Source organism: Microbispora hainanensis (genome assembly GCF_006874475.1).
Taxonomy (GTDB): domain Bacteria; phylum Actinomycetota; class Actinomycetes; order Streptosporangiales; family Streptosporangiaceae; genus Microbispora; species Microbispora hainanensis.
In genome coordinates this window covers 73,729-92,309 of sequence record NZ_VIRM01000033.1, presented here as the reverse complement: position 1 = coordinate 92,309, position 18,581 = coordinate 73,729, and the positions used below count along the sequence as shown (strand labels likewise).

Annotated in this window: 15 protein-coding genes; 7 read left to right on the top strand and 8 right to left on the bottom strand. The window is 72.5% G+C overall.

The window, feature by feature from the left end; translation table 11 throughout:
* Nucleotides 1–31: 31 nt before the first annotated feature.
* Nucleotides 32–916 (bottom strand): LysR family transcriptional regulator, encoded by an 885-nt coding sequence (locus FLX08_RS24960; protein WP_142621899.1) that lies wholly within the window; start codon nucleotides 914–916, stop codon nucleotides 32–34.
* Nucleotides 917–1,010: 94 nt separating this feature from the next.
* On the opposite strand from FLX08_RS24960, the gene FLX08_RS24955 reads away from it, so the two are divergent.
* Nucleotides 1,011–1,376, top strand: a complete 366-nt coding sequence (locus FLX08_RS24955; protein ID WP_142621897.1) for a YybH family protein — start codon at nucleotides 1,011–1,013, stop codon at nucleotides 1,374–1,376.
* A 60-nt stretch (nucleotides 1,377–1,436) separates the two neighbouring features.
* On the opposite strand, the gene FLX08_RS24950 is transcribed toward FLX08_RS24955, so the two are convergent.
* Nucleotides 1,437–2,798 (bottom strand): cation:dicarboxylate symporter family transporter, encoded by a 1,362-nt coding sequence (locus FLX08_RS24950; protein ID WP_142621895.1) that lies wholly within the window; start codon nucleotides 2,796–2,798, stop codon nucleotides 1,437–1,439.
* A gap of 209 nt (nucleotides 2,799–3,007) precedes the next feature.
* Between FLX08_RS24950 and FLX08_RS24945 the strand changes: the two genes are divergently transcribed.
* The gene (locus tag FLX08_RS24945) at nucleotides 3,008–4,678 is read left to right on the top strand and encodes an ATP-binding protein (RefSeq protein ID WP_142621941.1); all 1,671 of its coding nucleotides are present in this window, start codon (nucleotides 3,008–3,010) and stop codon (nucleotides 4,676–4,678) included.
* Nucleotides 4,675–5,346 (top strand): response regulator, encoded by a 672-nt coding sequence (locus FLX08_RS24940; protein WP_142621893.1) that lies wholly within the window; start codon nucleotides 4,675–4,677, stop codon nucleotides 5,344–5,346. The genes FLX08_RS24945 and FLX08_RS24940 overlap by 4 nt, the downstream gene beginning before the upstream one ends.
* A gap of 9 nt (nucleotides 5,347–5,355) precedes the next feature.
* On the opposite strand, the gene FLX08_RS24935 is transcribed toward FLX08_RS24940, so the two are convergent.
* Nucleotides 5,356–5,640 carry a hypothetical protein gene (locus FLX08_RS24935; protein ID WP_142621891.1) on the bottom strand — a complete coding sequence of 95 codons (285 nt, stop codon included), beginning with the start codon at nucleotides 5,638–5,640 and terminating at the stop codon, nucleotides 5,356–5,358.
* Nucleotides 5,641–5,885: 245 nt separating this feature from the next.
* Nucleotides 5,886–6,467, bottom strand: a complete 582-nt coding sequence (locus FLX08_RS24930; RefSeq protein WP_142621889.1) for a histidine phosphatase family protein — start codon at nucleotides 6,465–6,467, stop codon at nucleotides 5,886–5,888.
* A gap of 571 nt (nucleotides 6,468–7,038) precedes the next feature.
* Here FLX08_RS24930 and FLX08_RS24925 point away from each other — a divergent pair.
* Both FLX08_RS24925 and FLX08_RS24920 read left to right on the top strand, forming a co-directional pair.
* The gene (locus FLX08_RS24925; protein WP_142621887.1) at nucleotides 7,039–9,627 is read left to right on the top strand and encodes a DUF222 domain-containing protein; all 2,589 of its coding nucleotides are present in this window, start codon (nucleotides 7,039–7,041) and stop codon (nucleotides 9,625–9,627) included.
* A gap of 291 nt (nucleotides 9,628–9,918) precedes the next feature.
* Nucleotides 9,919–10,449, top strand: coding sequence for a GNAT family N-acetyltransferase (locus tag FLX08_RS24920; protein ID WP_142621885.1), 531 nt, complete (start codon nucleotides 9,919–9,921; stop codon nucleotides 10,447–10,449).
* A gap of 173 nt (nucleotides 10,450–10,622) precedes the next feature.
* On the opposite strand, the gene FLX08_RS24915 is transcribed toward FLX08_RS24920, so the two are convergent.
* From FLX08_RS24915 to FLX08_RS24900, 4 genes are read right to left on the bottom strand one after another with little or no spacing between them, the layout of a single operon-like run.
* Complete coding sequence (locus FLX08_RS24915) at nucleotides 10,623–11,771, bottom strand: acyl-CoA dehydrogenase family protein (RefSeq protein ID WP_142621884.1); 1,149 nt, start codon at nucleotides 11,769–11,771, stop codon at nucleotides 10,623–10,625.
* A gap of 1 nt (nucleotide 11,772) precedes the next feature.
* On the bottom strand, nucleotides 11,773–12,681 hold the full coding sequence (locus tag FLX08_RS24910) for a hydroxymethylglutaryl-CoA lyase (RefSeq protein ID WP_142621882.1): 909 nt from the start codon (nucleotides 12,679–12,681) through the stop codon (nucleotides 11,773–11,775).
* Complete coding sequence (locus tag FLX08_RS24905; protein WP_142621939.1) at nucleotides 12,672–14,642, bottom strand: acetyl/propionyl/methylcrotonyl-CoA carboxylase subunit alpha; 1,971 nt, start codon at nucleotides 14,640–14,642, stop codon at nucleotides 12,672–12,674. Before FLX08_RS24905 ends, FLX08_RS24910 begins: the two co-directional genes overlap by 10 nt.
* Before the next feature lie 13 nt (nucleotides 14,643–14,655).
* Nucleotides 14,656–16,230, bottom strand: a complete 1,575-nt coding sequence (locus FLX08_RS24900) for a carboxyl transferase domain-containing protein (protein WP_142621880.1) — start codon at nucleotides 16,228–16,230, stop codon at nucleotides 14,656–14,658.
* A 46-nt stretch (nucleotides 16,231–16,276) separates the two neighbouring features.
* Here FLX08_RS24900 and FLX08_RS24895 point away from each other — a divergent pair, with 46 nt between their 5' ends.
* The gene (locus tag FLX08_RS24895; protein ID WP_142621878.1) at nucleotides 16,277–16,867 is read left to right on the top strand and encodes an SACE_7040 family transcriptional regulator; all 591 of its coding nucleotides are present in this window, start codon (nucleotides 16,277–16,279) and stop codon (nucleotides 16,865–16,867) included.
* 108 nt (nucleotides 16,868–16,975) lie between these two features.
* Nucleotides 16,976–18,466 carry a carboxylesterase/lipase family protein gene (locus FLX08_RS24890; protein ID WP_142621876.1) on the top strand — a complete coding sequence of 497 codons (1,491 nt, stop codon included), beginning with the start codon at nucleotides 16,976–16,978 and terminating at the stop codon, nucleotides 18,464–18,466.
* Nucleotides 18,467–18,581 lie beyond the last annotated feature (115 nt).

The following is an 18,581-nucleotide window of genomic DNA, read 5'->3' as shown; positions in this document are numbered from 1 at the left end:
CACATACGTCCAATCCGGAGCCCGGCGATTCTCACGCCGGTGGCACGGCGAAGGATCGCCGGGCGTGCCGCACGAACTCGCGTACGGCCGGGCCCTGGCCGCCGCGCCACAGCAGCGCGAGCAGGGCGGGCGTCTCGACGTCCTCGATGGTGAGCGCGGTGAGCCTGTCCCGGTAGGCCGCGGCCATCGACTCGCTGAGGACGGCGACGCCGAGCCCGCGGGCTGCGAGGCCGGCGACCGCGTCGGCCGCCCCGGCCTGCAGCGCGATCACCGGCTGGAGGCCCCGGGCCGCGCAGGCGCGATCGAACACGGTGCGCAGGCCGGTGCCGTACGGCATGCAGACGATCGGGTGCGCGGCGAGGTCGCCGAGGGTGACGCCGTCCCGTCCCGAGAGGGGGTGATCCGGAGGGACGGCGGCGACGAGCCGCTCACTGACGACCGTCAGCGTCTCCAGGCCGTCCGGGGCGGCGGCGAGGCCGGCGAGGGCCAGGTCGAGAGCGCCCGAGCGCACCCCGTCGACGAGCCGGTCGGAGTTGTCCTCCAGCAGGGAGATCTCGACCCCCGGATGGGCCTGATGGAAGGCGGCGAGGGCGTCGAACAGCGGCGTGACGGTGCAGCCGACGACCATTCCGACGGTGAGCCGGCCCCGGATGAGGCCGGTCACCTCGCCCACCGCCTGTCCCAGCGCCCCGGCCGCGGCGAGCGCGGCGCGGGCGTGGTCGAGCGCCGCCTTCCCCGCGACGGTGAGCGTGACGCTCCGCGCGGACCGGTCGAATAGCTCGGCGCCGAGCTCGCGTTCGAGCTGCCTGATCTGGGCGCTGACGCCCGGCTGGCTGATGTGCACCCGCTCGGCGGCGCGGGTGAAGTTGCGCTCCTCGGCGACCGCGACGAAATACTCCAGCTGGCGCAGCTCCATAACCGCTGATTCTAGTTACCAGCAGAACGATCTGTTGGACTTCTGACAGGCGCCTCGGCAGGCTGGAGGCCGTACGAGATTCGGGGAGGAACCGATGCCGGAACACGAGAAGGCCATGCGGCCCGAGGACATCACCCGCCTGTTCGTCGAGCGGTCCAACGCCGGGGACGCCGCAGGCGTGGCGGCGCTCTACGAGGAGAACGCCGTGCTCGCCTACCCGCCGGGCGGCGTGACGGTCGGCCGGGAGGCGATCCGCGCCCTCTGGGAGAAGGTGCTGGCGAACCGCCCCCGCTTCGAGCCGGAGGAGCCCCTTCCGACGCTGGTCAGCGGCGACATCGCGCTCACCTCGACCCCGCCCAAGGACGGCGCCGGCGCCCGCGCCCAGGTCGTACGGCGCCAGCCCGACGGCAGCTGGCTGCGGGTGCTCGACCAGCCGGAGTTCCAGCCGCCCCGCCGCTGAGCGACGTCCCGCCGGCAGGCCGAAGCCCCCGGGGCGTGCCGGCGGGGTCAGCCGGAGAGGTCAGGAGTGGACCGGCGTAGCGGCGGCAGGCTCGGCCTCCGGGTCCGGGCCCGCGCCCTCGTCGTCCACGAACGTCGCCTCGTCGAAGGGGATCCGGCCGGCCAGCACCTCCTCGGCACGGGAGCGGTCGAAGTCGCCCACCCACGAGCCGATCAGGACGGTGGCGACCGCGTTTCCCGCGAAGTTGGTCAGCGCCCGGGCCTCCGACATGAACCGGTCGATGCCCACGATCAGGCCGACGCCGTCCACGAGGGCCGGCCGGTGCGCCTGCAGGCCTCCCGCCAGCGTGGCGAGTCCCGCGCCGGTGACACCCGCCGCCCCCTTGGACGCGATGATCATGAATACCAGCAGGCCGATCTGCTCCCCCGCGGAGAGCGGGAAACCGGTCGCCCGCGCGACGAACAGCGTCGCCATGGTCAGATAGATGGCGGTGCCGTCGAGGTTGAAGGAGTAGCCGGTCGGCACCGTGATGCCGGCGACGGCGCGGCTCACCCCCAGGTGCTCCATCTTGGCGATCAGGCGCGGCAGCGCCGACTCGGAGGAGGACGTGGACAGGATGAGCAGGAACTCCCGGCCGAGGTAGCGCAGCAGCGACAGCAGGTTGATCCGCGCGCCGAGCCACAGCACCGCGCCGAGCACGACTCCCACGAAGAGCAGGCACGTCAGGTAGAAGCCGCCCATCAGCAGGGCCAGGCTGCGCAGCGCGTCGAAACCGCCCGCGCCGACCACTGCGGCCATCGCGCCGAACGCGCCGACCGGGGCCGCCCACATGATCATCGCCAGGACGCGGAAGACGAGCCGCTGCACGTGGCCGAGCCCCCGCAGGATGGGCGCCCCCCGCTCCCCCATGGCCTGCAGCGCGAAGCCGGTCAGCAGCGCGACCAGCAGGGTCTGGAGCACCTGGCCCTCGGTGAACGCCGAGACGAACGTCGCGGGGATGATGCCGAGCAGGAACGACGTGGTGTCGCTCTCGCCGCCCTTGGCCGCCTGCTCCTCGGCGGCCTTGCGCAGCTCGTCGGTCAGCTGAAGCCCCTCGCCGGGGTGCAGCACGTTGCCCACGAGCAGGCCGATGGCCAGCGCCACCGTGGACATCACGAGGAAGTAGCCGATGGCCAGCCCGCCCACCTTGCCGACCTTCGCGGCCTGGGCCACCGATCCGACGCCGAGCACGATCGTGCAGAAGATGATCGGGCTGATCATCATCTTGATCAATGCCACGAAGGCCGTGCCCAGCGGCTTCAGCGCCACCCCGGCGTCCGGCGCCACCAGGCCCAGGACGATCCCGAGCAGGACCGCGACGATCACCGCCAGGTAGAGATAATGGGTCCGGTCACGGGGTGCCGGGCTCAGTGTGGTCGTCACGCGACCCTCCTCGTCCTCATGTGGCCCGCGACAGACGCGGGCGACAATGCGATCTGGTCGGTGACTATGCGCCCGGTAGTGACCTGGGTCACTATTGCGTACATTTCGTTCACGGCGGTTTTCACCGGCACGCGCCGCCGCGGCCCGTGAATCCGCGCAAGACCGCGCAGGACCGCACCGGGAGCGAGGACGCTGAGGCCGTGACGACGATGACCGCCAGACTCGAACGCTGGAGTCTGGCCCGGCAGGTGCTCGTGCTCCAGATCCTGGTCGTCGCTGTCACCGTGGCCGGCGCCACCTTCCTCGGTTTCCTGCGTACCCGCGAGCTGCTCGACGACGAGGCCGCGAGGACGAGCAGGGCGGTGGCGATCAGCGTGGCCGACGCGCCCACCGTGCTCGACGCGCTGGACGACCCCGATCCCTCGGCCGTGCTCCAGCCGTACGCGGAACGGGTGCGCAAAGAGGCCGGCCTGGACTTCATCACGATCATGAACACGGAGGGCCGCAGATACACGCACCCCAACCCCCGGCAGATCGGCGGGCACTTCCTCGGCACCACGGCGCCGGCGCTGGCCGGGCGCACGTTCACCGAGACCTACACCGGCACGCTGGGGGCGTCCGTGCGGGCCGTCACCCCCGTGCGGGATGCCACCGGCCGGGTCGTGGCGCTGGTCAGCGCCGGCATCACGGTGGCGAAGATCAGTGCCGAGATGCGCGGGCAGCTCGGCTCGGCCGTCCTCACCGGCCTGCTCGGCCTGGCGGCGGGCATCGCCGGCGCCTACCTGGTGGGCGCCCGCCTGCGCCGTCAGACGCACGGGCTGGGCCCGGCGGAGCTGAGCCGCATGTACGAGTACCACAACGCGATCCTGCACGCGGTGCGCGAGGGGCTGCTGCTCGTCGACCGGGACGGCCGGCTGACTCTCGCCAACGACGGCGCCCGCGAGCTGCTCGGCCTGCCCATGGACGCGGAGGGACGGCACGTGCGCGACCTGGGCATGTCGCCCTCGCTGGCCGAGATGCTCGGCTCCGGGGAGAGCCGGTCCGACGAGATCCACCTGACCGGGGAGCGCGTGCTGGTGGCGAGCGCCGCCGTGGTGCGGTCGGGCGCCCGCTCACTCGGCACGGTGGTCACGCTCCGCGACCACACCGAGCTGCAGGCCCTCGCCGGGCAGCTCGACGCCGAACGCGGCTTCGCCGAGTCGCTCCGCTCGGCCGCCCACGAGGCGGCCAACCGGCTGCACACGGTCGTCGCGCTCGTCGAGCTGGGCCGCGCCGACGAGGCGGTGGAGTTCGCCACCGCGGAGCTGCGGGCGGCCCAGCGGCTCACTGACCGCGTGGTGGGCGCGATCCGCGAACCCGTCCTCGCGGCGCTGCTGCTCGGCAAGAGCGCGGCGGCCGCCGAGCGCGGAGTCGACCTCGTGATCAGCCCGGACAGCGAGCTCGACGACGTCGCCCTCGACGCCCGCGACCTCGTGACCATCGTCGGCAACCTGATCGACAACGCGATCGACGCCGCTGTTCAGGGCGCCGTTCAGGGCGCCGTTCAGGGCACGCCGCCCGCCCGGGTCCGCGTCCACCTGCGCGCCGAGGACGGCACGTTCCTGATCAGGGTCGCCGACAGCGGTCCCGGGATCGACCCCGGCGTCGTACGGGACGTGTTCCGGCGCGGCTGGTCCACCAAGGGTGACGGCCGGGGGCTCGGCCTCGCGATGGCGGAGCAGGCGGCCCGGCGTCTTGGCGGTGACATCGAGGCGGGCGCCGGTGGTCAGGGGGCGGTGTTCACCGTACGGCTCCCGCTGCCGGGCCGGCCCGACCGGCCGGGCGAGGCGACGGTGGACGTTCCCGGCGGCGGCCCGGTGCGCGCGGAGGTGCGGCCGTGATCTCGGTTCTGATCGTGGAGGACGAGGAGCTCACCGCCGAGGCCAACCGCCTGTACGTCGAGCGGGTGCCCGGCTTCCGCGTCGCGGGCGTGGCCAGGTCGGGCGGCGAGGCCGTACGCGCGCTGCGCCGCGAGCCGGTGGATCTGGTGCTGCTCGACCTCTACCTGCCGGACATGCACGGGCTGGACGTCTGCCGGGCCATGCGGGCCGCGGGCCTGCCCTCCGACGTCATCGCCGTCACCTCGGCGCGGGATCTGTCGGTGGTCAGGTCGGCCGTCTCCGCCGGGGTCGTGCAGTATCTGCTGAAACCCTTCACCTTCGCCCTGCTGCAGGAGAAGCTCGAGCGATACGCGGCGTTCCGGTCGTCGATCAGCGGGCCGGGCGAGGTCAGCGGCCAGGGCGAGGTGGACCGGGCGCTGTCCACCCTGCGCGGGACCGCCCGCCCCCACCTGCCGAAGGGGATGACCGCCGACACCCTGGAGGCGGTGGCGGGCGCGCTGCGGGACGCCTCCGACGGCATGTCGGCCCAGGCCGTGGGCACGGTCGTGGGCGTGTCCCGGGTGACGGCCCGGCGCTACCTGGAACACCTCGTCGACACCGGCGTCGCGCGCCGGGTCCCCCGATACGGCGGCCCCGGCCGCCCGGAGCTCTGCTACACGCTCGCCTGACCGAGGCCGTCAGCAGCGCCCGCCACCGTCCAGGGACGAGGTGGCGCTCACGTGATATCCGTCATATCCGTCGCCGGCCCGCCCCTGCTCCGGGCCGGCGAACCACACCGACAGGTGGACGTCCCGGCCGCCGGTCCGCCTGACCATGCAGACGGTGCCGTCGCCCTCCTCTTCGGGGGACGGCGTCCAGCCCTCTCGCAGCCCCGCCTTCCGATAGAAGGAGAGGACCTCCGCGCGTGGCCCCTGGGAGGCCGTAGGACTGCCCGGCGGAGACGAGCGCGTCGTCGTGATCACACCCGATCTCGCGTCCGCCGCGCGGCGTCACGCTGTCCGGGCGGGCGTCCAGGATGGGAAGCGCCCCGAGGGAGGCGGCGAGCGTCTCCTCCGCGGCCGTGCAGCCGGAGGCGGGCGACCCGGCCGACCCGGTGGGGTAGGCCACGACCTGGGCGGCGGCCCCCGCGACGGCCAGGACCCCGACTCCCGCACCCATGAGTACGAGCATCCGTCTCATGATCGGGACCCTACGCCTCACTCCGCCCTCACGGCAGCCGACCGGAGGCGGAGCCGATCGTCCCGCGCCAGCCGGTGGGCAGCGTGTAGTGCCAGCCCGGCTGCCAGGCGAAGGGGGCGTCCACCAGGTCTTCCAGGCGCGCGCCGGTCAGCAGGCAGTCGAGCGCCCACCTGTTGGCCGAGTGGGCCACGACGAGCACGCGGGCGCCGTCCCAGCCCACGGCGAGATCACGCAGGAAGCTCTCCGTGGCCTCGACCACCTGGTGATAGCTCTGGCCCCCTGGGAAGGGCACGTCGATGTGCGCGGCCCGCCGGGCGGCCACCAGTGAGACCGGGCCGCCGTTGAGCGGGCCGTAGTCGCATTCGCGCAGCCGTGGGTCCTGGTGGATGGGGATCGCCGTGCCGTCGAATGCGATCCGGGCCGTCTCCACCGCCCGGTGCAGGTCGGAGACGAACACGGCCGAAAGACCCGTGTCCCTGCGCCGCTCGCCCAGCTCGGCCGCGAGCCGCCGCCCCGCTTCCGAGAGCCTGCCCGGCAGCCGGCCGGTGGCGATGCCCCTCTCGTTGTCCTCCGTGATCGAATGCGTCTCGTACACGATCTCGACCGCCATGCCACTCTCCGTCCCCGTAGGACTCCCACACTGCGCGACCCCCTGGTACGAGGCCCGGCACTTCGCCCTCCGCTAAACAAAGCGCTGCTCCGGCGGCACTGGCCCGGCCTCCGGCCCGCACGCCAGGTCCGCTCCCGTTGGGAACAACGCTTCCCCGATCCGCGCCACGCTGCGTAACGGACGACCTCGAATCTCGGACTCGCGTCGGGCGCAAGGTCGCCGCTGCCTACGGCTTGTCCTGGGGCGGCTTGTCCTGGGGCGGCTTGTCCTGGGTTGCTTCTCCTGGGCGGCTTGTCCTGGGTTGCTTCTCCTGGGCGGCTTGTCCTGGGCCGGCGCATGCCGTCCAGCTCCACGGGATGGGGCCCACCCCTCAGACGACATCGATCTGTTCAGCTCCCGTCTGAGGCGCTTTCGCTGAAGCCAAAGCCGACCTCGTCACCGGGCCCAACCCGGCCGGCACGCCCTTTTCGGGTTGACCTGCGGCCCCAACCCTTCGCTGCGGACGGTTGCCACTCACTCACTTAGCGTGAGAGAATGCATACATCAGTTCGAATCAAGTGAGGAGGGTGTGATGGATCTGTTCAACATCGATCCTGAGCGCCTTCGTCGTTCGAACGATGGCGACGGTGAGTGGTGGGACCGTCTGATCGCCAATTCCCCGCTGTGGTCGTCCGACGGTTCATCCGCCCGCGAACCCTTCCCGATCATCGGCTTCGAGCCCCGGCACTCCGCGGATGCCCCCGGCGCCGCAAGCCCAGCGAGCCCGCGCACGAGCACGGACGGCGCGGATGCTGACGGCGCGGATGCCACGCGTTGGGCTGCCACCGGCGCGAAGGCCGCTGGCGTGGACGGCGCTGGCGCGGATGCCGCCCGTGGGAATGCTGATGGTGCGGACGCCGCTGGCGCGGATGGCTCTGACACGGGTACCTCCGATGCGGGCGGCCGTGGTCGCGGCCGTGCACGGTCGTCGTGGGTGGTGGTGGGGTGTGTTCGTGAGGTGGCGCAGGAGCTGGCGCTGGCGCCGCTTCCCGATGACGTGGACGTCTGCCTTGCTGAGGCGGAGGAGTTGCTGTTCGCCCTTGACCGGATCACGTGTGCCCTGGCCGACCGCGTAGGCCGGGTGCATGCGACCGGTCAGGCCAAGCAGCATGGGCATGCCTCCACCCGCTCCTGGCTGCGTACCGCCGCCGGGATGACGGTGGGCGGTGCGGGACGCCTGCTCATGCTGGGCGCGGAGCTGCCGCGCCTACCGGTGGTGCGGGAGAAGTTCGCCGTGGGTGAGTTGGCGGCGGGGGTGGTGGAGGCCATCTGCGCCGCTGTCGCCGGGCTGACCGATGAGCAGGCCGGGTTGGCGGAGCCGATCCTGGTGGAGCTGGCGGGCAAAGCCGGGGCGGCCGAAGTGGCCAAGGCCGGCCGCCATTTGCGGGCGGTGCTCGACCCCGACGGCGAAGAACGCGATGAGCAGGCCGATTACGGGCGGCGGTTCCTGCGGGTCCGCCCGGGCAAGGGCGGCGGCGTGGAAGGGGAGTTCTACATTCCCCGTGAACCCGGCGCCCGCCTGATGACCCTGTTGCAGGAGTACGCCAAGAAGAAGGCCGACGGCGATGACCGCACGCTGACAGAGCGCCAAGCGGACGCCCTCATCGCCGCACTCGAGCAGCAGATCGTCACCGAACTCCTCGTCGTGGTCAGCGCCGAATCCCTCCCCACCGACCCCGAAAACACCGGCCCCGAAAACACCGGCCCCGAAAACACCGGCCCCGCCACAGAAGACGCCAGGGACTCCGCTCGTGGTGAGGCCGACGACAGCAGCGACTACGCCGCCGACGCCGCCGGAAGCGCCGAGACCCCGAGCGAGGCTGCTGCCACCGGCGACTGTGGCAGCGACGCCGAGAGCGCTGATGACCCCAGTCAGGCTGACGACGACGTCTCCGGCGCCATGGGCGGTCCCGCTGCGGGTGGCACCGACCACTCCGACGCCCTGGACGAGCTCGGCCCTGCCGAGGCCGGTGCGGGGAGCGATGCCGGTGTCGATGGAGACGCGAACGCCGGTGTCGCCAGCGCCGACAGCCCGAGCAGCGCCGATGGCCCGAGCGAGGAAGCCTTCGACGACGCCTGCGCTACCGCAGAGACCGGCCTCGGTGACGTGCGCGAAGCCGAGGCCGACCACACCGCCGACGACGCCACCGGCTCCGGCGACGGCTCGGCCGGACGCGATGCGCACTCTCGCGGCTACGGAGTCGGTGAGCGCGAGGCCGGTGAGCGGCGGCCCGGCGAGTGCGAGCCCCGCGACACCGCAAGCACCGCCTCCGCCGAGGTCGACGATGCCGGGGACGACGAGACCGTGAACACCAGCTCTGCCGAGGGCGACGAGACCGCGTCCGCCGAGGACCGAGACGGCGAGCGTGCTGCGGCCCAGTCTGGAGCGACCTACGCCACGCGGCCCGCGTCGGCCTGGTCTGCCGACGGTGGCGGGCGTCCGCACACAGCCCCTTCGCACACAGCCCCTTCGGACACAGCGTCTTCGGACACAGCGTCTTCGGACACAGCGTCTTCGGGCGCGACGGCTTCGGACGCACCGCCATCACAGGCTTCGGAGGCGGCGCAGCCGGATCCTCCTCCCGAGGATGCCTCCGCGCATCACACCCACGCCGGGCCTCGGCCTGCGGGGGACTGCCGGCATGGCCAGGGCATACCGGGAGCGCTGGGGGCGTCACTAGGACCAGCGTTGGGGGCGTCGTTGGGGATGGTGCCGGGGTTGCTGCTGGCGACCGGGCAGGTGCTGCCCGTCTCCAGCGTGCACCGCCTCGCCCGCACCAGCACGTTGGTGCGGATCGTCATGAACGCCGACGGGCAGGTCCTCGACATGGGCCGCAAAGTCCGCCTGGCCACCCCCGCCCAGCGCAGGGCCATCTTCGCCCGGTATGCCACCTGCTGGATCGACGGCTGCCCCCTGCCCGCGACCATGTGCCAGATCGACCACGCCGACAACTGGAGCAGCGGCGGCCTGACCGACCTGAAGCTGCTGGGCCCGGCCTGCCAGTTCCACAACCGCGACCGCTACCAGCACCCCGAGCGCTACACCCGCCGCAAAGAAGGCACCGACCGCTGGGCCTTCACCTACCACCGTCTCGGGAGAGCCCGGCGACTACGCGAGTGAGGGAGGGGCGGCGCGCGGACAGGCCGGGCTTCGATCGGCGATTGTTCGCCGAGTCTCTGTCCTACCTACGGGACGTACACGACCGCGACTTCACCGCCTATGGCGCCGGCTCCTCCAGTATCTCCGCCATGCGTAGGTTGTCTCCGTTACGCAGGTGAGCCGGTACCAGCAGCGCTTGCTCCCCAGGGGCTCAGGCGCCGGCAGTTCCGGCCGCGCTCATGGCTCGGCCACGTGGGCATCGCGTCCCGCCCCGCGTTCGAGGTCGTTCTAGGGGGTTGTTAGCGTGCGCGCATGGCAGATCTTGGACATGTGGCGTGGCCGCCCGAGCCGATCCGGACCGAGCGGCTCGTGCTCCGTGAGCCCGAGGCGCGGGACCGTACGAGGTTCGTCGAGCTGCTCGCCTCGCCGGAGGTGCACGCCTACCTCGGTGGTCCCCGCCCGCGTGACGTGCTTGAGCGTGAGCTTCCCGAGGTGCCCGAGCGATGGCCCGGGAGTTTCGTCGTCGAGCTCGGTGGGGTGATGATCGGCCACATCCTGCTCAGGAGAGCGACCGAACACCGTCGCCCGGCCGCCGTGGGGAAGGCCGATCTCGGTTACCTGTTCCTGCCGACGGCCTGGGGGCACGGGTACGCCGCCGAGGCGTGCGCGGCGGCGCTCGACTGGTTCGACGCCGCTCTTCCCGGCGAGCCGGTGGTGCTCACCACCCAAAGCGCCAACGTCGCCTCGATGCGCCTCGCGGCGAAGCTGGGGTTCAGCGAGGTCGAGCGCTTCCATGCCTGGGACGCCGAGCAGTGGCTTGGCATGCGCCCGCCGGCCATGTGACGAGGCCAGGCCGATCACGAACGCGGCCCAGAAGAGCGGCGCAGAAAAGCGGCGCAGAAAAAACGGCCCAGAAAAAACGGCGCAGAAAATTCGGTCGCTGGGGACGACGGGGAGGAATCGCGGTCAACGCGCGAGCCGCCGAGGCCGGCTGGTCCGGCCACGGCGGGACGGGTTCAGGCGGGCAGGCCGAGTTCGCGGGCGATGAGCATGCGCTGCACCTCGCTGGTGCCCTCACCGATCTCCAGGATCTTCGCGTCGCGGTAGAAGCGGCCGACGGGGAACTCGTTCATGAAGCCGTAGCCGCCGAAGATCTGGGTGGCGTCGCGGGCGTTGTCCATCGCGGCGTTGGACGAGACAAGCTTGGCGATCGCGGCCTCCTTCTTGAACGGCAGGCCGGCCAGCATGCGCTCGGCGGCGTGGTAGTAGGCCAGGCGGGCGGTGTGCACCCGGGCCTCCATATCGGCGATCTTGAACTGGATGGCCTGGTAGTGGCCGATCTCCTGGCCGAAGGCCCGGCGCTCTCGCACGTACCCGAGGGACTCGTCCACGCACCCCTGGGCGAGGCCGACCGACAGCGCGGCGATGGCCACCCGGCCCTCGTCGAGGGTCTGGAGGAACTGCGCGTAGCCCCGGCCGCGCTCGCCCAGCAGGTTCTCCTCGGGCACCCGGCAGTCGGTGAACGACAGCTCCCGGGTGTCGGACGCCGACCATCCGACCTTGGAGTATTTCTTCGACACGGTGAAGCCGGGCGTGCCCGACGGCACGAGGATCGTGGAGATCTCCGGCCTGCCGTCCTCGCGGCGGCCGGTGATCGCCGCCACGGCGACGACGCCGGTGATGTCGGTGCCCGAGTTGGTGATGAACGCCTTCGAGCCGTTGATCACCCATTCGCCGCCGTCGAGGACGGCCGTGGTGCGCATGCCGCCCGGGACATCGGACCCGCCGCCGGGCTCGGTCAGCCCGAATGCCCCGAGGATCTCCCCCGCCGCCATCTTCGGCAGCCAGCGCTCCTTCTGTGCGTCGGTGCCGAACCGCAGGATCGGCATCGCGCCCAGCGAGACCGCCGCCTCCAGGGTGATCGCCACCGAGGAGTCGACCCTGGCCAGCTCCTCCAGGGCGAGGCACAGCGCGAAGTAGTCGCCGCCCATGCCGCCGTACTCCTCCGGGACGGGCAGGCCGAACAGGCCCATCGCGCCCATCCTGCGGACGATCTCGTACGGGAACTCGCACCGCTCGTAGTAGTCCCCGATGACGGGGGCCACCACCTCGCGGGCGAACTCCTCGACCGACTTGCGCAGCTCGATGTGCTCGTCGTTGAGCATCTCAGATCTCCTTCGCCAGGGCCTGGACGACGCGGGAGGGGCTCGGCCGGCCCAGGATCTCGGCGAGCCAGAGGCTGGTGGCGGTCAGCGACCTGACGTCCACCCCGGTTTCGACACCGAGACCGTCGAGCATCCACACCAGGTCCTCGGTCGCGAGGTTGCCGGTGGCGCTCTTGGCGTACGGGCAGCCGCCGATGCCGCCCGCGGAGGAGTCCACGACCGCGATCCCCCGCTTGATCGCGGTGAGCGTGTTGGCGAGGGCCTGTCCGTAGGTGTCGTGGAAGTGGACGGCCAGCCGATCGGGCCCGACCCCCGCCTCGGCGAACGCGTCGAGCAGCGCCTCGACGTGCCGGGGCGTGCCGACGCCGATCGTGTCGCCGAGCGACAGCTCGTAACAGCCGAGATCGAGCAGCCTGCGCCCGACCCGGGCGACCTGCTCGGGCGCGACCGGCCCCTCCCAGGGGTCGCCGAAGCACATCGACACGTACGCCCTGACCCGCATGCCGTGGGCGAGGGCCCGTTCGACGACGGGGGCGAACATCTCGAACTGCGACTCGACGGTCCGGTTGAGGTTGCGCCGGGCGAACGACTCGGTGGCGCTGCCGAAGATCGCGATGTCGGTCACGCCCCCGTGGCCGAGAGCACAGCCAAGGGCTCGGTCGAGGCCCCGCTCGTTGGGGACGAGCACCGGATAGCGCACCCCGGGCACCCGGGGCAGGCTCTCCAGCAGTTCCCCGGCGTCGGCGAGCTGGGGAATCCACTTGGGGTGGACGAAGCTCGTCGCCTCGATGGTCGTCAGCCCCGCCTCGGCCAGCCGTCCGATGAACTCGCGCTTGACCTCGACGGGCACGATGGCCGACTCGTTCTGCAGGCCGTCACGCGGGCCGACCTCGTAGATCGTCACTCGCACGGCGTCACCTTGGCCACGATCGCGTCCAGCTCCACCGTCTGTCCCGGCCGGGCCCGCAGCTCGGCGAGCACGCCGTCGGCCGGCGCCGTCAGGGTGTGTTCCATCTTCATCGCCTCCACGACGACCAGCGGCTGCCCCGCGGTGACCCGGTCGCCCTCCGCCGCCTTCACGAGCAGCACCGTTCCCGGCATCGGGCTGCGTACGACTCCGTCGCCGGCGAGCGCCCCGCCCTGCCGGTCCTTCGGGTCGCCGGGCTCGTGCCGCGTGACGGACCAGGCACGGCCGCCCTCGGCGAGCCAGACCGTGTCGCGGTCACGGGCCACCGCGTATCTCCGGGTGACGCCGCCGAGGGTGACAGCCGCCTCATCCGTCGCCTCATCCGTGCCCGTCCACTCCAGCCGGGCACGGCCGAGTGAACGATCGTTAACTTCGATCTCCGCATCGCCGGCGGCGCCCCGCACGCGTACGGGCACGCCGAGCCGGTGCACGGTCCAGGCGGGCTCCCCGACGCGCCAGCCGTCCGCGACGTCCCAGGGATCGCCCGAGGCGGAGCGGTCGAAGCCCGAGTGATCAAAGCCGGAGTGGACGACGAGCGCGGCGGCGGCGAGCACCTCGCCGGGCACCTCGCCGCTCACCAGGCCGCCGATCCGCCGTTCGACCAGCCCGGTGTCGAGCCGCCCGGCCGCGACCTCCGGGTCGGCCAGCAGCGCGCGCAGGAACCCGATGTTGGTGGTGACCCCGAGGATCACGGTCGAGCCGAGCGCCCGGTCGAGGGCCGCGAGCGCGCCCGCCCGGCCGGGGGCCCAGGCGACCGCCTTGGCCAGCATGGGGTCGTAGTCGCTGCCCACGACCGTTCCCTCGGCCAGCCCGGAATCGAACCGCACGCCCTCCCCCGCTGGCTCGTGCAACCGCAGCACGCGCCCGCCCGTGGGCAGGAAGTCGCGGGCCGGGTCCTCGGCGTAGACGCGGGCCTCGACGGCGTGGCCGCGCAGGCGCACCGCGTCCTGCCCGAACGGCAGCGGCTCCCCCGCGGCGATCCGCAGTTGCAGCTCGACCAGGTCGAGGCCGGTGACCATCTCGGTGACCGGGTGCTCGACCTGCAGCCGGGTGTTCATCTCCATGAAGAAGAACTCGCCGGGCCGGTCGCCGGGGACGATGAACTCGACCGTGCCCGCGCCGACGTAGCCGACCGACCGCGCGGCCTCCACCGCCGCCGCGCCCATCCGGGCCCGCGTCTCCTCGTCGAGCAGCGGCGACGGCGCCTCCTCCACGATCTTCTGGTGGCGGCGCTGCAGGCTGCACTCGCGCTCGCCGAGGTGGACGACGTCGCCGTGGCCGTCGGCCATGACCTGGATCTCGATGTGCCGGGGCCGGTCCACGAACCGCTCGATCAGCAGGGTGCCGTCCCCGAAGGCCGCCGTCGCCGTACGGCGGGCCGACTCGACGGCGGCGGCCAGGGCGTCGGCGGACTCGACCCGCAGCATGCCCTTGCCGCCCCCGCCCGCGGACGGCTTGATCAGCACCGGGAAGCCGATGCGCGCGGCGACCTCGGCCAGGTCGTCGTGCGGTTCCGCGCCGCCGGGCACGACCGGCACGCCCGCGCGGGCGACCGTCTCCTTGGCCCGGATCTTGTCGCCCATGGCCTCGATGGACGCGGCGGGCGGGCCGACGAACACCAGGCCCTCGGCCGCGCAGCGCCGGGCGAACCCGGCGTTCTCGGCGAGGAAGCCATAGCCGGGGTGGACGGCCTCGGCGCCGCTCGCCCGGGCCGCCTCGATGATCCCGTCGATGTCGAGGTAGCCGCGCGGGAGCCGTACGGCGAGGTCGGCCTCGCGCACGTGGCGCGCGTCGCGGTCGGCGTCGCTGTGCACGGCGACGGCGCGCACGCCCAGGGCCCGCAGCGTACGGATGATCCGGACGGCGATCTCACCCCGGTTGGCGATCAGGACACTGGTGAACATCACGAGGCCGACCTCACATCCGGAAGACGCCGTAGCCGACGGGTTCGAGGGGGGCGTTCGCGGCGGCGCCGAGCGCCAGGCCGAGCACGGTCCTGGTGTCCGCGGGGTCGATCACCCCGTCGTCCCACAGGCGCGCGGTCGAGTAGTAGGGGTTGCCCTGGTGCTCATACTGGGCCCGGATCTCGTCGGCGTCGGCGTCGCCGACCATGGTGAGCACGGTGGCGGCCTGCTCGCCGCCCATGACCGAGATGCGGGCGTTCGGCCACATCCACAGGAAGCGGGGCGAGTAGGCGCGGCCGGCCATCGCGTAGTTGCCCGCGCCGAACGAGCCGCCGATGATCACGGTGAACTTCGGCACGCGGGCGCAGGCGACCGCCGTCACCATCTTCGCGCCGTGCTTGGCGATGCCCCCGGCCTCGTACGCCTTGCCGACCATGAAGCCGCTGATGTTCTGCAGGAACACCAGCGGGATCGACCGCCGGTCGCACAGCTCGATGAAGTGCGCGCCCTTGAGCGCCGACTCGCTGAACAGGATGCCGTTGTTGGCCACGATCCCCACGGGGTGCCCGTGGATCCGGGCGAACCCGGTGACCAGGGTCGGGCCGTACTCGGCCTTGAACTCCAGGAACCGGCTGCCGTCGACCACCCGGGCGATCACCTCGCGCACGTCGTACGGCTGCCGCGTGTCCTGGGGGACGATTCCGTACAGGTCGTGCGGGTCGTGCAGCGGCGGCTCGGCGGGCGCGACGTCCCAGGGGCGGGGGCTCTTCGGCGCGAGCGTCGACACGATGTCGCGCACGATCTTCAGGGCGTGCGCGTCGTCCTCGGCGAGGTGGTCGGTGACGCCGCTGACGCGGGCGTGCACCTCGCCGCCGCCCAGCTCCTCGGCCGTGACGGTCTCGCCGGTCGCGGCCTTCACCAGCGGCGGCCCGCCCAGGAAGATCGTGCCCTGGTCGCGGACGATCACGGCCTCGTCGCTCATCGCGGGGACGTACGCGCCGCCGGCGGTGCAGGAGCCGAGCACGGCCGCGATCTGCGGGATGCCGCGCGCCGACATGGTGGCCTGGTTGTAGAAGATGCGGCCGAAGTGCTCGCGGTCGGGGAAGACCTCGTCCTGTTTCGGCAGGAAAGCGCCGCCCGAGTCGACCAGGTAGACACACGGCAGGTGGTTGTGAAGGGCGACCTCCTGGGCGCGCAGGTGCTTCTTGACCGTGATCGGGTAGTACGTGCCGCCCTTGACGGTGGCGTCGTTGGCCACGATCACGACCTCGCGCCCGCTCACCCGCCCCACGCCGGTGATGATCCCGGCGGCCGGGGCCTGCTCGCCGTACATGCCGGTGGCCGCGAGCGGGGACAGCTCCAGGAAGCGCCCGCCGGGGTCGAGGAGCGTGTCGACGCGGTCCCTGGGCAGCAGCTTGCCGCGCTGGACGTGCCTGGTCCGAGCCCGCTCGGGGCCGCCGCGCGCCGCCGCCGCGAGCCGTTCCCGCAGCTCCGCGACCAGGCGTTCGTTCGCCTCCGCGTTGCGCTTGTACGGCTCGCCGCCCGGGTCGCACCGGCTCTCCAGCACCGGCCAGTCACTCGTACTCATGCTCGGATGTTAGTCATCATTAACAGACTCCGTCTACCATGGTGCCGTGAAGACCGGGAGGACCGAGAAGACCCCTACCCGCAATCGGCGGGCCGAGATCCTGGAGGCGGCCGCAGAGCTCTTCGCGGCGCGCGGCTTCCACGGGGTGTCCATCGAGGACATCGGTGCGGCCGTGGGGGTGTCGGGACCGGCGCTCTACCGGCACTTCAGCGGCAAGGAGGCGCTGCTCGCCGAGATGCTGCTCGACATCAGCGAACGGCTGCGCGAGCAGGGGGCGCGGCTGGCCACCACCGCCGACCCGGACACCGCGGAGGCCGCGCTCGACGCGCTGCTGTCCGGGCACATCGCGTTCGCGCTGACTCACCCCGCGCTCATCCGCGTCCACGAGCGCGAGCTCGACAACGTGCCGGAGCAGGCCCGGCGGGCCATCCGGCGGCTGCAGCGGCTCTACGTGGAGGAGTGGGTGACCGTGCTGTCCGAGCTGCACCCCGCGTGCCCGCCCGCGCGGCTGCGCGCCGCGACGCACGCGGTCTTCGGCCTGCTCAACTCCACCCCGCGCAGCGCCGGAGAGCTCGCCCCCGAGGCCATGGCCGGCCTGCTCCGCGACATGGCCCGCGCCGCGCTGGCACGGCTCTGACCGGACGGAACATTTCTTCAAGACACCCCGGCCCTGAGCTTGCGACGCTCGACGTCCGGCACGGCCCCGGACAGGGGGCCGCGCGGCGAGCGAGCGGCAGGAGGGGCGATGACGAACGACACGGACAGCGCGCCGGTGGTCCGGGTGGCGAGTGGCCGGCTGCGGGGCCGCCTGGACCAGGGGGTGGCGGCGTTCCTCGGGATTCCGTACGCGGCCCCGCCCTTCGGGGCGCTTCGCATGCGGCCTCCCGAGCCGCCCGCGTCGTGGGAGGGCGAGCGCAGCGCGACCGATTATGGGCCGACCTGCCCGAAAGGCGACTACGGTCCGGAGATCGAGGCGCTGTTCCCCGAGGTCGTGATCCCCGGTGAGGAATGCCTCAACCTCAACGTGTGGACCCCCGACCCCCAGGCGTCCGGCCTGCCGGTGCTGGTCTGGATCCACGGCGGCGTGTTCACGAAGGGATCCGGATCGATCCCCGGTTATCGCGGCACCTCCTTCGCCCGCGACGGGGTCGTGTGCGTCACCGTCAACTATCGGCTCGGCGCCGAGGGCTTCCTCCACCTCGGCGACGGCATCGCCAACCTGGGGTTGCTGGACCAGATCGCCGCCCTCGAATGGGTCCGGGACAACATCGCCGCCTTCGGCGGGGATCCGGGGAGGGTGACCGTCGCCGGCCAGTCCGCCGGGGCCATGAGCGTCGTCACCCTCATGACCATGCCCCGCGCCCGGGGCCTGTTCCACCAGGCGATCGCCCAAAGCGGGGCGGCCGCCCAGACGCTCACCGCCGAGAGCGCCCTGGCGGTCGCCGCGCACCTGGCCGGCTCGCTCGGGATCGCCCCGGACCGCGAGGCCTTCAGGCAGGTGCCGCCCGGACTGCTCGCACGGACGGCGTCCGCCCTCGCCGACGAGGCCCAGAGCGCCGCGGACGCCTCCGCGTGGGCGCGCCTCCCCTTCGCCCCGGTCGTGGACGGCGACACCCTCCCCGGCCACCCGCTCGACGCGTTGAGAAAGGGCGCCGGCAGCGGCGTGCGGCTCCTGACCGGCTGGAACCGGGACGACACCCGGATCGGCCTCGTCCCCACCGGCATGATCGACCTCATCGACGAGCGCATGCTCCCCGCCATCGCGGGCGCCCTCGGCGCGCCAGACGGGACGGTCGAGCGCTACCGGGCGGCCCGGCCGGGAGCGAGCAGCGGGGACCTGCTCGCCGACATCACCACCGACTGTTTCATCCGCATCCCGGTGACCCGGGTCGCCGAGGCACGCCTGGAGACAAGCGAGGCCGGCACGTGGCTGTATCGCTTCGACCACGAGTCGCCGAGCTTCGCCGGCCGTCTGCGGGCCGCGCACGCGGTGGAGATCCCGTACGTGTTCGACCTCCTCGACGAGAAGTCCGGTCACGCCCTCATCGGCGACGAACCGTCACAGGCCGTCGCCGGCACGGCCCACGGCGCCTGGGTTCGCTTCGTCTCCGGCGGCGACCCGGGCTGGCCCCGATACGACCTGACCGACCGGTCCACCGCCCTGATCGGCGAGAAGATCACCGTGGCCGGCGACCCCGGCGGCGCCGAACGCGAGCTGTGGGCCGCACGAGGCTGACCGGAAGCCGCCGCCACCACCCACCGGCCCGACGGGAGGACCCGTGCCCGGCACCCGCGGTGCGTATCGTCCCGCACCCGTCTCGAAAGCCGGCGCGTTGTGGCCGCCGCGACCC